The sequence below is a fragment of the Microbacterium sp. Cr-K32 genome, from assembly GCF_000708345.1.
GTDB lineage: Bacteria > Actinomycetota > Actinomycetes > Actinomycetales > Microbacteriaceae > Microbacterium > Microbacterium maritypicum_A.
This window is the reverse complement of sequence record NZ_JARD01000011.1, coordinates 12,639-27,336: the sequence shown is the minus strand read 5'-3', so window position 1 is coordinate 27,336 and position 14,698 is coordinate 12,639. Positions and strand designations below refer to the sequence as shown.

Annotated in this window: 9 protein-coding genes; 6 read left to right on the top strand and 3 right to left on the bottom strand. The window is 68.3% G+C overall.

All coding sequences use genetic code 11. The features are described 5' to 3' along the window. The first annotated feature begins 71 nt into the window (after positions 1 to 71). Entirely contained in the window at positions 72 to 899 is an 828-nt protein-coding gene (locus GZ64_RS0104225; RefSeq protein ID WP_029265266.1) for an MOSC domain-containing protein, read from the top strand. 108 nt (positions 900 to 1,007) lie between these two features. On the opposite strand, the gene GZ64_RS0104220 is transcribed toward GZ64_RS0104225, so the two are convergent. Then, entirely contained in the window at positions 1,008 to 1,832 is an 825-nt protein-coding gene (locus GZ64_RS0104220; protein WP_051667846.1) for a sugar phosphate isomerase/epimerase family protein, read from the bottom strand. 235 nt (positions 1,833 to 2,067) lie between these two features. Here GZ64_RS0104220 and GZ64_RS0104215 point away from each other — a divergent pair, with 235 nt between their 5' ends. From GZ64_RS0104215 to GZ64_RS0104205, 3 genes are all read left to right on the top strand, one after another. After that, on the top strand, positions 2,068 to 3,381 hold the full coding sequence (locus GZ64_RS0104215) for an ABC transporter substrate-binding protein (protein WP_036331083.1): 1,314 nt from the start codon (positions 2,068 to 2,070) through the stop codon (positions 3,379 to 3,381). Positions 3,382 to 3,471: 90 nt separating this feature from the next. Further along, a complete protein-coding gene (locus GZ64_RS0104210; RefSeq protein ID WP_029259541.1) occupies positions 3,472 to 4,449 on the top strand; it encodes a carbohydrate ABC transporter permease in 978 nt (325 codons plus the stop codon). After that, positions 4,446 to 5,366 (top strand): carbohydrate ABC transporter permease, encoded by a 921-nt coding sequence (locus GZ64_RS0104205; protein ID WP_029259542.1) that lies wholly within the window; start codon positions 4,446 to 4,448, stop codon positions 5,364 to 5,366. The genes GZ64_RS0104210 and GZ64_RS0104205 overlap by 4 nt, the downstream gene beginning before the upstream one ends. Before the next feature lie 392 nt (positions 5,367 to 5,758). Here the strand turns inward: GZ64_RS0104205 and GZ64_RS0104200 are convergent, their stop codons facing one another. After that, positions 5,759 to 10,942, bottom strand: coding sequence for an endo-alpha-N-acetylgalactosaminidase family protein (locus tag GZ64_RS0104200; RefSeq protein ID WP_029265261.1), 5,184 nt, complete (start codon positions 10,940 to 10,942; stop codon positions 5,759 to 5,761). 229 nt (positions 10,943 to 11,171) lie between these two features. Further along, on the bottom strand, positions 11,172 to 13,037 hold the full coding sequence (locus tag GZ64_RS0104195; RefSeq protein WP_029265260.1) for a glycoside hydrolase family 35 protein: 1,866 nt from the start codon (positions 13,035 to 13,037) through the stop codon (positions 11,172 to 11,174). Between the two features lie 94 nt (positions 13,038 to 13,131). Between GZ64_RS0104195 and GZ64_RS0104190 the strand changes: the two genes are divergently transcribed. Together GZ64_RS0104190 and GZ64_RS0104185 are read left to right on the top strand one after the other, a co-directional pair. Then, positions 13,132 to 14,163: a LacI family DNA-binding transcriptional regulator gene (locus GZ64_RS0104190; RefSeq protein ID WP_029265259.1), complete on the top strand. Its 1,032-nt coding sequence runs from the start codon at positions 13,132 to 13,134 to the stop codon at positions 14,161 to 14,163. A gap of 76 nt (positions 14,164 to 14,239) precedes the next feature. Further along, positions 14,240 to 14,692, top strand: a complete 453-nt coding sequence (locus GZ64_RS0104185; protein WP_029265257.1) for a PH domain-containing protein — start codon at positions 14,240 to 14,242, stop codon at positions 14,690 to 14,692. Positions 14,693 to 14,698 lie beyond the last annotated feature (6 nt).

The following is a 14,698-nucleotide window of genomic DNA, read 5'->3' as shown; positions in this document are numbered from 1 at the left end:
CTGAGACGATGTGCTCAGCGACAGAGCACTGTCTGTCATGCCCCGACGTCGCCAGCTGAGAGGATCTCCTCATGGCACACGTCGTCGCCCTCTACCGTCACCCGATCAAGGGGCTCACCCCCGAGCGTCGGGACTCCCTGACCGTGCAGCCCGACGGCCGGATCACCGGCGATCGCGTGCTCGCCTTCCGGTTCGCGGATGCCGCCGAGCCGGAGGACCGCGACGGCTTCGACTACTGGCCCAAGGCCAAGGGGCTCGCCCTCCAGGACTTTCCCGCGCTCGCCGCCCTGCGCACGAGCTATGACGACGAGACCCGACGCATCCGCATCGAACACGCCGGCTCGGTGCTCGTCGAGGCGACCCTCGACGACGGCGGACGGCGCGAGCTGACCGATGCCGTCACCGACTTCGTCCTCGCGACCTCGGAGGGCCGTCGGCTGCGACGCCCCGGCCGCCTCCCGCTCGTGCTCGTCGGTGACGGGGAGACATCGCGCTTCCAGGACCGCCCGCGGGGCTACGTCTCGATTCACGGCCGAGCCAGCGTTCGCGCGTTGGGGGAAGCCCTCGGGACGAACGTCGACGACCGACGCTTCCGCTCCAACGTGGTGATCGACGACGCCTCTCCCTGGAGCGAGCTCGAGTGGACCGGCCAGGTGCGCGTCGGCGACGTCGCCTTCCAGGCCGCCGGCCCCATCGTGCGCTGCCTCGCGACCCACGCGAACCCGGACACGGGCGTGCGGGATGCCAAGGTGCTCACCACCCTCACGAGCGCCTTCGCCCAGCAGGAGCCGACCCTCGGACGCCTGCTCCTGCCCGGCTGGGCGCCGTCGGACGACGGCCGGCCCCCGGGTGGTGGCATGATCCGCGTGGGTGATGAGATCCACACCCACCGTGCATGATCGTCTCCCCGCGCGCACCGGATCGACCGTGGATGTCCTCACATGGGGCTTGTGAGCGCAAACATGCGTCGCTTCAGAGACCGGTCCCGACGGGCCCAGAGTTCGCGATCACTCGTCGGAGGCGTAGCGGGCACGAATCTGCCCGGTGATCCAGCGATTGAGTGCGGCGGGATCACCGAGCGGCAGACCCGTCCGCGGGTCCGGCGTCGCGTAGTCCGACGGTCCGAATTCCGCCAGGAAAGTCGGGCGACGGCCCTCGGAGCGCAGACGGTCGACGACGAGGTCCCACCATCCCCACTGCGCCTCGACAGCGGACGCCCACCGCGGAGATCGCGGGTCATCGATCTGGGGGGATTGCGCGTGCCCGAATCGCGCATGGATATGGTCGGCACGGTCGACAGCCAGCGCCATGGCCTCGGGCTGATCCTGCAACAGCGACTCGGCCGAGACCATCCAGTGGGAGACGTCGAGCGTCAGCCGGAGGCCCGGATGCCTCTCGAGCAATCGCGCCGAGGAGTGCGCGGAGGGGAGCATCCGCGCACGATGCGTCTCGACCAGGATGTCCATGCCGGTCCGCTCGCGCTCGGCGACGATCCAGCCGGCGAGCGCATCCAGGTCCCGCTCCCTCCAGTGGTCCCGACCGGCGTGCAGGGTGATGTGCAGCGGGGCGATGCCCTCGGCACCGATGGCATCCAGTTGCAGCGCGAGCGCGCGGCGGTGCGCCTCAGGATCGGATTCGACGCTTCCGACGAGCAACGAGACCGGCGCACCGGTCTCGTCTATCACCGCGACGAGCTCGCGCCGGGCGCTCGACTCCGAGGGAAGCCAGAGCTCCACCCCGTCGTAGCCTTCGCGGAGCGCGGTCTCGACCAACGCTCGCGGAGGCATCGCGGAGACCCAATCGTTCATCAGGACGAGCGGGCTTCGTGTCATCGGCGGATGTCCTCTCCGGTGGATCGGGGCATCGCCGCGAAACCGACGGTCGGCGTGTGCGTGTCAGAGCATGTCAGCGCTCCCTCGATGAGGCCGAGTATAAGCGTCACCGACTTCTTTTGTCGGTTGTGAGCGCAAACATTCTGTGGTTGGATGTGCTTGTGATCGACGGCGCCTCGGCGTCACCCCCGCCCAGGGCGATCCGCAGGAACATGACCTCAAAGAGGAGAACAGCATGGCAATCACCCCTCGCTTCACCCGCACCGCCGCGATCGTCGCGGTCGGCGCGGTGTCGGCCTTCGGCCTCGCAGCCTGCTCATCCGGCGACTCCGGTGACAGTGGCGCCAGCGGCGAGCCCATCACGATCGAGTACCTGCACCGCCTGCCCGACGGCGAGGGCATGACCCCCGCTTCCGAGATCGTCGACCGCTGGAACGCCGAACACCCCGACATCCAGGTGAAGGCGACGAAGTTCGACGGCAAGTCGAGCGACATGATCCTCAAGCTCGAGACCGACGTGAAGGCCGGCAACGGACCCTGCCTCGCGCAGACGGGCTACTCGGAGGTCCCGCAGCTGTTCGTCAAGGGACTGCTGCAGGACGTCGCGGACGAGGCGAAGAAGTATGAGGACGACTTCTCGGCCGGTGCGTTCAGCGGCATGAAGGTCGGCGACGCCATCGTGGGCCTCCCGCAGGACACCGGGCCCCTCGTCTACTTCTACAACGAGGCCGAGTTCACGGCGCTGGGCCTCGACGCGCCGAAGACGCTCGACGACCTCACGGCCGACTCCGCCGCAGCGGCCGCCGCGGGCAAGTACGTCACCGCGTTCACACCGGATGAGGCTCAGAACTGGCTCTCCGCCCAGTCGGCCGCGGCCGGCGACACCTGGTTCAGCACCGCCGGCGACGAGTGGAAGGTCGACGCCGAGGGCGCAGGCTCCGAGCGCGTCGCCGCGTTCTGGCAGGGCCTGCTCGACGGCAAGCAGACGTTGGCGACCGAGCGCTGGGGTGAGGGCTTCACCGCCGCGCTCAACGACGGCAGCCTCATCGGCCACGTCGGAGCCGCGTGGGAGGCCGGGTTCCTCCTCGATTCGCTCGACGGCACACCGGCCGAAGGGCAGTGGCGCGTCGCCCAGCTTCCCGACTTCGGCGCGGGTGCCATGAGCGGCCCTGACGGCGGTTCCGGTGTCTCGGTGATGAAGGGCTGCGAGTACCCCGCCGAAGCGATGGAGTTCAACGACTGGTTCAACACGCAGGTCGACGACCTCGCATCGCAGGGCCTCGTCGTCGCCGCCAAGGGCGACGTGGAGACCCCCGAGAAGATGCTCCGCCAGTTCGGCGGTCAGGATGTGCTCGCCGAATTGAGCACGGCCACCGAGAACCTGAACCCCGACTTCCCCTACGCACCGGGCTTCTCGACGCTGTCGAAGATGAACGAGACCGCCGCTGCGGCCGTCACCGGCACCGCATCGGTGGCCGACATCTTCACCACCGCGCAGGACACCGCCGTCTCCTCCCTGAAGGACCTCGGCCTCCCGGTCGCAGAGTGAGTCGACGAGAAGGCATCATCGGATGATCGACGGCGGAGTGCACGCGCAATCGTGCGCTCCGCCGTCGTCTTGACCTCGAGAGGCGACACCATGGTCACAGTGACCGAAACGCGAGGTGCGGCACCGGCGCCGACATCGCGCATCCCCGCGGATCCCACCCGCCGGCGCCGGTTCGGGACCCGACGCGAAGGTCTCACCGGATGGCTGTTCATGGCGCCGTTCGCGGTGCTGTTCGTGCTGGTCTTCCTGGTGCCGATCATCGTGTCGATCCGCTCGTCGTTCTTCGCGCAGGTGCCGTCAGGAGACGGACTCTACGGCGGCGGCGAACTCGTCGACACGTTCGTCGGTCTCGAGAACTTCGTCACCGCCGCGACCAACGGCGCGTTCTGGACGGGCATGGGTCGCGTCGTCCTCTACGCCGCACTGCAGATCCCCGTGATGATCTTCGTCGCGCTCGGCCTCGCCCTGCTGCTGGACTCGTTCATCGTGCGCCGTCCCACGCTCTTCCGGCTCTCGTTCTTCCTCCCGTACGCGGTTCCCGGCATCATCGCGGCGATGATGTGGCTCTACCTCTACACGCCCGAGGTGTCGCCCTTCCTGCCCTTCCTCCCCGAAGGCACCGACTTCATGGCACCGGGCACGATCCTGTTCTCGATGGCGAACATGACGACGTGGACCTACACGGGCTACAACATGCTGATCTTCCTGTCGGCGCTGCAGGCTGTTCCGCGCGACCTCTATGAGGCGGCTCGCCTCGACGGCGCATCCGGATTCCAGATCTCGATGCGCATCAAGGTACCGCTGGTGCGCGGGGCCGCATTGCTCGCCGTGCTCCTGTCGATCATCGGCACCATCCAACTGTTCAACGAGCCGGTGGTGCTGCAGGCCGCGAACTCGTGGATGGGCAAGGACTTCACCCCGATGATGCTCACCTACAACACGATGATGGGCGAGATCTCACCGTCCGGCAGCGGCCCGGCATCCGCTTACTCCCTGCTCATGGCTCTGATCGCGGGCGTGCTCGCGATCGTGTACGCGCTGCTGCAGCGCCGGAAGGGCGACGCATGACCACCACGCGCCTCATCACCACTGAGCCATCCACGCGCCGACGCCCCCGTCGCCCGCGCGACGTGGATGCTCCGCCGCCCTCCATCGCCCCGACCCCGGTCGCGCGCGCGTTCGGCATCATCGCGCTCGTGATCGCGACGCTGTACTTCCTGGTGCCGGTGTACTGGCTCATCGTCGCCTCCACGAAGAACAACACCGACCTCACCTCGACCTTCGGCTTCTGGTTCGCCGACTGGAACCTCGGCACCAACTACGACAGCCTGATGAACTGGACCCAGGGTCTGTTCTGGCGCTGGGTCGGCAACTCGATGCTCTACTCGGTGAGTGCGGGCGTCATCGGCACCCTGTTCGCCGTGATGGCCGGTTACGCGATCGCGAAGTTCGCGTTCCCCGGCAAGCGCATCGCCGTGGGCGTGATCATGGCCGGGCTCCTGCTCCCGGTGGCGCTGCTGACGGTGCCGCTGTACATCGAGTTCCAGGCGCTCGGACTGACCAACACCGTCTGGGCGATCATCATCCCCTCGGCGGTGTCTCCGTTCGGTGTCTTCCTCGGCATGGTCTACGCCCAGTCGTCGGTGCCGACCGAACTGCTCGAAGCGGCTCGCATCGACGGCGCCGGCGAGGCCCGCATCTTCTTCACGATCGTGATGCGCCTGCTGGGTCCGGCGATGGTGACGATCTTCCTGTTCATCTTCGTCGCGACGTGGAACAACTTCCTGCTTCCCCTCATGATGATCTCGAGTCAGGATCTGAAGCCCGTGACCCTCGGTCTCTACGGCATGGTGAGCTACTTCGCCCCGGACAAGGGTGCGGTCATGCTCGGCGCCCTGCTCGGCGTCATCCCGCTCGTGCTGCTGTTCTTCGCCCTGCAGAAGTACTGGCGTTCCGGTCTCGCCGCCGGCGCAGTCAAGGGCTGATCCCCCGTCTCATCCCTCACGTCCGCCCTCGGCCCATCGGCCGAGGGCGGACGTCTGCGCGCGGTGGATGTGTGTGGTTGCGTGGCTGCGCGGTGTGCGGGGGTTGCGGGGTGTGCGGGGGCTGCGGGGTGTGCGGCGTCGGAGGTCAAGCCGGGTCGGAGGCTCAGCGAGCGCACGGGAATCTGGCGAGCGCACGGAATCTCCACGCGTACAAGTCGTGCACTCGACAACGAGCCGTGCACTCGGCGGGGCGAGGGCGGGTGGGCGAGGGCGGGTGGACGCGAGGCGGGCGGACGCGAGGCGGGCGGACGCGGGGCGGGCGGACGCGGGGCGGGGCGCGGTAGAGACGGCGAACGGCCCGGAGGAGCACTCCGGGCCGTTCGGGCGGTGCGTCAGCTCAGTCGGCGTCTCCGCAGCCAGAGGACGAGGCCGAGCGTGATCGCGGCCAGACCGGCGACCGCCGCCCCTGCCCAGATGGCTCCGTCTGCACCGGTCGTCGCGAGGCCACCGGCGCTAGCGGCAGCACCGGCCGTGACCGTGAGGTCCCCGCGCGCCAGCTCCACGCCCTGGGCGTCGGTCGCGACGAGAGCGTGGGCTCCAGCCGGCGTCGCCGCGGGAATCGAGACCGTGGCCACGGCGTCGCCGTCGGCGGACACCGTCACCTCGCCGATCCGCACCGGCTCGGAATGCAGCCACAGCTGCACCACCGCGTCCGGCTCGAACCCGCTCAGCTGCACGGTCAGACTCCCTCCCGCCACCACCGAGCCGATGGAGGCCGTGACGGTCGCCTTCTTCCCCGGCTTCGCCTTCTTGACCTTCAACGGAGCGCTGGCGAGTTCCGCACCGGACGCGTCCTGGACGATCACCCGGTGCTTCCCGAGCGAGGCGTCGGTGGGGATCAGCAGTCTCGTCGACAGCGCGCCCTTCTCATCGACCGTCGCATCCGTCAGCTTCGCGCCGTCGAGCCACACCGACACCGTCGAGCGCGGACCGAAGCCCGTGAGCGCGACACCCACCGTCTCCCCGGCGCGCACCGAGTCGGTGTCGAGACCGATCTTCGGATCGATCGCCGGGTTGCACGCGCTCAGGTCGTCGGCCGGACGCGTCGCGGGCGCATGGCCCGCCTGCGGAGCCGAGGAGCCGTAGACGGCCATCTCGGCCACCGAGGCGAACTGCGTCCCCGAGATCGATGAGGTCGCGGTGACCCGGATGTAGCGGGCTGTGGTCTCGGCGAAGTCCACGTCCTGCCAGTCGGCGAGGTTCTGCCACTCCCCCGACGTGACCGGCGTGTACGCCTGCCCGTCCGTGGAGACCGCGACCTCATAGCCCTTGATCGGCCCGTTCTGGTTCGCGTTGCGACGCAGGTACGAGATGCCGTCGATCTTCTCGGCGGCACCGAGATCGAAGGTCATCACGTGCGGATACGAGGTCGCGTCGACGCTCCACCGGCTGTGCCAGAAGGTGCCGGCGTTGCCGTCGATCATGTTGGCGGCGGCGCCGTCTTCACCGGCCGTCTCCTCGGAGCTCGCCGACACCGTGATCTGCGAGTTGGGGATGCGTGCCCGCGAGGACACCGACACCTCCTGCGTCGTGCGGACGGTGCGCACGTCGCAATCCGCGAGGTACGTCGCAGCGATCCCGATTCCGATGCCCGTACCGGCTGCGGCTGCCGGCGCGGTGATCAGCCACGTGGTGTCCGCACTGTCCCCGGGAGCGACCGTCTCGAACAGGTTCGATGAGCCGTCGGCGACCTCCACCGCGTACCCCTCCGGCAGCTCGAGCTGCACGCCGATGTTCTCGACGGCGATGGACTCGCTGTTCGTGAAGGTGGTCGTGAACGCGGTCTGCGCACCGGGGCTCAGGACGCCCGCTTCGCCCGACACGGTCGCGCACGGGGTGCCGCCGGTGGTGGGACCGAGGTCGGTGACGGTGAAGTCGTCGAGCACGAAGTCCACTTCCGGCCCTCCCACCCGCTCGAGTCCCACCCAGGTGTAGTCGCCGCATCCGACGACGACGTCCTGCGAGAACTGTGCCGTCTCCAGCGCCTGGGTGATCCCCGTGCGGCTGAGCGTGGTCGACGTGACCTTGCCACCCGCCACGGAATCCGTCCCGGTGAGCCAGCGGTATGCTCCGCTCGCCCCGGCCTGGTAGTCGAAGCCGATCCGGTAGGAGTGCCCTGCCTGCAACGGCACGAGCGTCGGGTCGGTGCGATATATCAGACCGCTGTACTCCGAGTGCGACATCAGCGAGTGATCCCCCGACAGGGTGGAGTCGACCGCGAGCCCGGCCAGTGCCCCCGAGTCGAACGGGATGGCGGTGTTCCGCCATTCGCTCGTCGTGTAGGGCTCGTTGCGGCGCGAGATGCTCGTGCGGATGCCGCCGGGGTCGCCTGCGAAGACGAACGGCCCCCAGCCGGCCTGGTTGCCCTCGAAGTCGTTCGAGTAGACGGTGCCCTCGGAACGAGGCGAAGTCGTATCGCGCATGATGCGCGCGTTGTCGACCCGCACCTTCGGCTCACCCGCCACGGCGGACACGGAGACATCCACCTGACCGGACGCCGGTGCCAGGAAGGAGACCGATCCTCGCTGGTATCCCAGCCCGGCCTTCGAGTCCGACACCATGCGGTTCTCCGTCGGGGAGAGGTTCCAGGTGGCCGGAACGACCCCGTTCCCCGTGTCGACCGCCACCGTGACGTCTCTCGTCGCCGTCGGCTCGATCTGCACCTGGGCCGAGAACGAGTACCGCTCTCCCGGCTTCAGGCCGGTGACGGTCTGGGTGATGGACGATGCGGCAGCGCCGAGCACAGCGATGTTGTCGCCGCGGGACTCGGTCTTCGCCGTTCCCTGATCCGTGCGCTCGATCGTCACCTCGCCTCGCGGGTTCCAGACGTCGAGCGAACCGGAGTTGAAACCCGGGTCATCGAGACCGGCGTCGTGGTAGTCGACGGCTGCGCGCTGCGCCCCGCCCTGCGGCACCACGACATAGGCCGTGCCCTTGTCTCCCGTGAGCGTGAGCTCACCGCCCGTCGCGTTGACCGTGCCGACCTTGACGCGTCCCTGGTCGCCGAGCTCGAAGACGTCGAAGGCCGTGTTGCCGCGGAAGGCGTCCGTGAGACCGAACGTCTTCTCGCCGCCGGATGCGGAGTAGAAGTACATCTTGTCGGCGTCGACGGGCGACCCGGCCTCCTCGTTCGACTCCAGCGACTGCCACGGCAGCAGGTACGAGTCGCCTCGCAGCACCGTCGCCCCGTCCATCGTGACGACCCTGGTGCTTCCGTCCATGCGCACGGCGACGTCATCCGTCAGCGTCGCCTCGGCACCCGCCTCGTACGTGAGCAGATCGAAGTGCTGCAGGAACTTCGTCGGCAGGCTCTGCGTCCAGATGTTGCCCATGAAGCCGTCCCAGTTGCGGTTGCCCTGCCATCCCTCGGCGTCGATCAGCCGCTGCTGGCCCAACAGGGCGTCGTCGTTCCAGATGTCGGCCTGTCCGTTCTGGATGAAGCGCACCATGGTGGAGTTGATGCCCTTGTTGTCCTTGCCGCCGTAGGCGAGGTCGTTCGGCCAGTGCGACCAGACCGTGTTGTCGACGAACTTGTCGCCCCATTCGGTCGCGACTTCGAGGTCCATGCCGTTCAGCTCGTCCGCGAGCTCTTCGGCGACCCAGCCGTTGGAGTAGTAGACGTCGATGTAGACGCCGCTGAGCCCCGGTACCTCGTCACGCAGCTGCTGGAAACGATCGAGCACACGACCCGTGCCGAGGTCTGCCTGCTGATTGATGTAGTACGACTGGTCGAGCCATGCCCACCCCTTCTTGTACGGGGCGCCGCCGTCGAGGATCGCCGGGTCGAAGGCGTTGGCCTGGGGGTAGATCTCCGTGGCGTTGACGTGCACGCTCATGTCGGCGTTGAGCTTCGCGCCCTCGTCGACGAGGGTGTTCAGGTCGTCGAGACCTCCGGCACGCTCGTTGTCGTTTCCGCCGTAGTCGGTGTTCGCCGAGTCGTGACCCTCGCTGCCGTAGCCCTTGTTGAGCACCCACTGGCCGAGGCCGTCGGTCTGGTTCGCGATGCGCTTGGTGTTGTCGAGCACGAGGTCGAAGTAGTTCGTCGCACTGGACGCGAAATTGAAGGGGATGCGGCTGACGACACGCTCCGCGACCCGGTCGGCACCGAGACGCGGGGTGTCGACCTCGCGATAGCGGATCGCCGCGTCCTGCCAGTCGACGGTCGCGTCGCCGTTGCGGTCGGCGGCGAGGAGGACGGTGACCTGGGGCAGGGCGTAGGTGGTGACGCGGCTGTCGACGGCGGTGGTGGGGTGAACCAGCCAGGCGCTGGATCCGATCTCGGCCGTGCGCCCCGATGCCTCGGTCACGCGCGTGGTCAGGCGGGTGTTCCAGGAGGCGGTCCCCCCGGAGGCCTGGGTCGTCGCATTGGTGATCACGCTGCCGACCAGCGCTCCGTTGCCGAGGAACGCGAATGCCGCCCCTTTCTGGCCGGTCGCCGTGGATGCGTTCACCGCGATGTGCTCGTCGGCGTTCTTGGTGCTGTCAGGACTGATCACCGTGCGATCCAGCGCCGCCCCGCCGTCCGCAGCGCTCGCGGAGAGGAACGCGTTGTCCGGGAGCCCGAGCGAGGTCACGGTGGCCGAGCCTTCGACGGCGGTGACCTCGAACCCGACGGTGCCGTTCTTCGCGACGCGGATGCTGCTGCGCACCGTGACGTCGATGCCGGTGAGCTTCGACACGTAGTCGACTCCGGTCGCGGAGGAGGTCGAGGTGGTCTCCGACGGGTAGCTCGTCCCGTTCACGGACCAGGTCTTCGCGGAGGTGCGCTGCCCGGTGATGCTGTCGTCCCCCACCCGGTACTCGGCGATGCGGGGGAACTCGGTCGAGACGACCGCAGTCGTGCCGCCGTCGGCGATCTCGACCTTCTCGTCGGTGTCGGGGACCTCCGGCTCGGTGACGATGGGAGGCAGCTCCTGGTCCGACAGGATCTCGATCTCACCCCCACCGGCACCATTGCCGGTCATGTCCTGCGCATCGATGATCAGCAGCGCGACGTACCGACCCTCGACCGCGGTGTCGAGCGAGATGCGCTGCTTCTCACTGTTCGACGTCGGCGCGTGCAGGGTCGCCGTCGCGACCGCGGCCCCCCACCCGCCGTCCGCCGGCGAGAGGGTGGCAGCCTGGGCGTCGTCGGTCACGTAGACCTCGACATTCTTCGCGTCGATCCGCTGTCCGAGCTTGCCCGAGTAGTCGAGCGCCTTGACGGAGACGGAGCGCTGGAGGTCGATGGACAGCCAGTGCGGGAACGGCGCCTTCTCCGTGTAGCGCGAGACCCACTGCGTACCGAAATCACCATCGAAGGCGGCGAGCGCCGTGCCGTCGACCGATGGCGGAGCCGGGTAGGGGTCCGATTCGCTCGACACCCCGTGCAGGCGGTAGTCGGTCTTGGGGACGGGGATCAGATCGGCAGCCTGCGCAGCCGGCGCCTGGATGAGCACGCCGCCGAACGCGAGCGCCGTCGCCAGCAGGGAGCTGAGGGCGACGGCCGCGCGGGGCGGTCGGGAAGGTTTCGACACGTCTTGCCTCTCGGTCGGAGCGACGTCCGGGAGCACAGACGCCCCGATGCGTCGCAGATGATCATCGATGACACACCTCGATGTTTGCGCTATCACAATATGCAGACGGAGTCCGGTATATCAAGGCTCTGTTGTAAGCGAGCGCAAACATTGGCCAAAAGTCATCCGCCACAGACGAGAAGAGCCGCCCCGCGCACACGGTGCGAGGCGGCTCTTCTGACGTTCCGGCTCAGGAGCCGATGAACTCCTCGGTCTCTCCGAAGGAGGGCTCCTCACGGATCTCGACCTTCGCTCCAAGGCCATCGGTATCGAGCACCACGATCTCGTTGCGGCCGACCTTCCAGAGCGGTGCCGGCGCGTAGAGCGTCTCCTGCGGCCCGACTTTCCAGTACCGCCCCAGGAGGAACCCGTTCAGCCAGACCATCCCCTTCGATCCCGCGGGGAACGCCAGCCAGGCATCGAGCGGCTCGGCGACGTCGAACGAGGCGACGGCGAGGCCGTCGGAGGCGTCCGCCGGCAAGCCGGAAGCCGCCGAGCGGGGAGTCGCCGAGTGGGTAGTCGCCGAATGCGCGGTCACGGCAGGAGCATCCTGCGGGATGAGGCGATGCGTCCACCCGTTGACGAGCCGGCGGCCGATCATCACGCCGCGCATGATGCCCTTGCCCTCACCCGTGTACGGACCGTAATTGATGCGCCCGAGACTCTCGACCACGATCGTGAGCCGCCCGGCGCCGCCGCCTACGGGCAGGGAGAGCGAGGTATCGCCATCGCGCTCGAGCACGCCGAGCCGCAGCCCGTCGAGGGACACCACGGCACGGTCATGCAGTCCGTCGATCGTGAGCACGGCCTCGGCGGGAAAAGACACGTCCGCCTGATACGCGACCAGACCGTCTTCAGCACCGAGCTCTTCGAACGTGCGCGGTCGCGGCGAGACGTCGCCGGTCACGGGGAGAGTCGCGATCAGCTCCCCCAGCGAAACCCGTGGTTCGAGCGGTGCGGTCGCGGCGCTCTGCCGCTGCGGATCGGCGGGGATCGGAGGGAGCTCACCCGCATGGAACGGCGCGAACATCGACCGCAGCGCATGGAACTTCTCGTTCAGCGTGCCGTCTTCACCGATCGGTGCATCCGAGTCGTAACTGGTGACCGTCGGCTGCAGCACCTGGTCATGGTTCGCCCCGTTCCAGAGGCCGAAGTTCGTGCCGCCGTGCGCCATGTAGAGGCTCACGGATCCGCCCGCAGCCAGCAACTCCGCGATCGTGCCGCCGGTGCTCGCGGCGGAGCGCACGTGGTGCCGTTCGCCCCAGTGGTCGAACCAGCCGCCCCACAGCTCGCTGCACATGAGCGCATCGCCCTCGCGACGCAGCTCGACCGCCCGCGCGACGCCGGTACCGAAGGTGAAGGTCGCCATCGCACCCGGAACACTGCCGTGCTCGATCATGTCGCCGGTGATGCCGTCGGCGGTCGTGAGCATCTCGACCATCCCGCGGCGACGGAGCCCATCGCGCAGGTGTGCGAGGTAGGCGGAATCGCTGCCGAACGAGCCGTACTCGTTCTCGATCTGGATCGCGACGATCGGTCCGCCGTGCGACGCCTGCAGCGGAACGAGGCGGGGGATCAGCGCGTCGTACCACGCATCGACCGCCGCGAGGAAGTCGGCGTCGCTGGTGCGCAGCGCCGCGACCCGCCCCGACAGCCAGAACGGGATGCCGCCGTTGGACCACTCGGCGCAGATGTAGGGACTGGGGCGGAGGAAGACATCGAGTCCGACGTCTCCGGCGAGGCGGATGAAGCGCTCGATGTCGCGCCAGCCGTCGAAGCGCGCATCCCCCTCGACGCGCTCATGGAAGTTCCAGGCGACATACGTGTCGACCGTGTTCGCGCCCATCGCGGCGAGTCGACGGAGGCGGTCCTCCCACTGGTCGGGATGGACGCGGAAGTAGTGGATCGAGCCCGCCAGGATGCGGTGGGCGGCGCCGTCGCGGAGAATCTCCCCGTCGCGCCAGGTCATGGTGGGCGCGCCGATCGGCGACGCGGCGGCCGGGGCGTCGACGGCGACGGAAGAGTCGTCGAGAGCCGAGGCGAGAAGGTCAGACATAGCGCTCCAAGCACGAGTGTTTGCGTTCACATTATCGCATCACACGACTCGCCGCCTCCTGGATTCACGCCGATTGATCGCTACCATTGAGCACATGTCACCTCGTCGCCCGAGAGACGACCGCGCCCCCAGCCAGGTCGATGTCGCCCAGCTCGCCGGAGTCTCCACGCAGACCGTGTCGCGCGTCATGTCCGGGCAGGACAACGTGCGCCCCGACACCGCCAGGCGCGTGCTCGCAGCGGTCGAAGAGCTCGGCTATCGCGTGCACGCCGCCGCCGCATCCCTCGCCTCCGGCCGCACCCGTGTGCTCGGTGTGATCGTCGTCTCGACCGACCGATACTCGTCAGCGGCCCTCGGTGTCGGCATCCAGCAGGCGGCTGCGGCGAACGGATACACCGTCTCGACGGCGGCCGTCGCCGACCATGCGTCGGCCGAGGCGTTCCTGGAGGCCTTCGACCGGCTGGAGCGTCAGGGCGCGGAGGGCATCATCCTCGGAGTGCCGGTCGAGCTCGAGAGTCCGGCCATGCGGGCGCGCACAGAGCGCACCCCCGCGACCCGCAGCGAGCGCACCTCTCTCGACGAAGACGCCCCGCTCGCCGTCGACCAGCGCGCGATCGCGCGTCTCGCCGTCGAGCACCTGCTCGATCTCGGGCACAAGACCGTCTGGCACGTCTCCGGCGACGACTACTGGACCGAGACGCAGCAGCGCAGCGAGGCGTGGGAACAGACGCTCCGCGACCACGGAATCGTTCCCCCGCCGCTGATCCCCGCCGACTGGACGCCCGAGTCGGGCTACCGCGCCGGTCGCACGATCGCGGCCATCCCCGAGGCCACGGCCGTGTTCGTCAGCAGCGACGAGATGGCGTTCGGACTGATCCGCGCGCTGCACGAGGCCGGTCGCAGCGTTCCCGACGACGTCTCGGTGGTGAGCGTCGACGACATCGCCCTCGCCGCCTACGCCTCCCCCGCGCTCACCACGGTCCGCCAACCCTTCGAGGCGATGGGCCGCGCGGCCGCGCTCCGGGTGATCGCTCAGATCGAGGGACACGATGCGGTCGGCGAGATGCCCTCCACCGACCCTCAGCTCATCGTGCGCTCGTCCACCGCACCGCCGCGCTCCGCGTAGCGCCAGGCGCATCCGCGACCTCCTCCCACCCGCCTCATCGCGAGACAGAACTCATCGCGAGACCGAAAGCGAATTGATGCAACTGGCACCGAAGGCCGTGGTCGTCGCCGTTCTGCGGAGCGCAATACTCTGGGCGATACTCCTCATCGCTGCAGTCGGGCTCGTGCTCGGCATCCCTGCGATGCGGATCCCCATCGTCTTCGCGGTCCTCGGACTCGCCGTAGTCGTCGCGCTCATCGAGCTCACCTGGCTGACGCCGGCTGCTGTGCGGAGCTTTCGATACTCCGTCTCATCTGACGGGATCCATACCTCGGAGGGCGTCGTCTTCCAGCGAGAGAACTTCTTGCCGATGCAGCAGATCCTGATCGTCGAGCGGCGCCAGGGACCGATCATGCGGTCCGTCGGGCTCGTGAAGGTCCGATTGCGGGTTCCCGGATCGTACGTCGACATCGACGGTGTCACCGACGACGCCTTCATCGATCTGCAACGCGAAGTCCGATCGGCCCATGCTCCCGATGCTCATGGTTAGAAGGAA

Bases quoted from the DNA above. Each gene is read 5' to 3' on its own strand.
- GZ64_RS0104225 (WP_029265266.1), top strand. From the start codon at position 72: ATGGCACACGTCGTCGCCCTCTACCGTCACCCGATCAAGGGGCTCACC.
- GZ64_RS0104220 (WP_051667846.1), bottom strand. From the start codon at position 1,832: ATGACACGAAGCCCGCTCGTCCTGATGAACGATTGGGTCTCCGCGATG.
- GZ64_RS0104215 (WP_036331083.1), top strand. From the start codon at position 2,068: ATGGCAATCACCCCTCGCTTCACCCGCACCGCCGCGATCGTCGCGGTC.
- GZ64_RS0104210 (WP_029259541.1), top strand. From the start codon at position 3,472: ATGGTCACAGTGACCGAAACGCGAGGTGCGGCACCGGCGCCGACATCG.
- GZ64_RS0104205 (WP_029259542.1), top strand. From the start codon at position 4,446: ATGACCACCACGCGCCTCATCACCACTGAGCCATCCACGCGCCGACGC.
- GZ64_RS0104195 (WP_029265260.1), bottom strand. From the start codon at position 13,037: ATGTCTGACCTTCTCGCCTCGGCTCTCGACGACTCTTCCGTCGCCGTC.
- GZ64_RS0104190 (WP_029265259.1), top strand. From the start codon at position 13,132: ATGTCACCTCGTCGCCCGAGAGACGACCGCGCCCCCAGCCAGGTCGAT.
- GZ64_RS0104185 (WP_029265257.1), top strand. From the start codon at position 14,240: ATGCAACTGGCACCGAAGGCCGTGGTCGTCGCCGTTCTGCGGAGCGCA.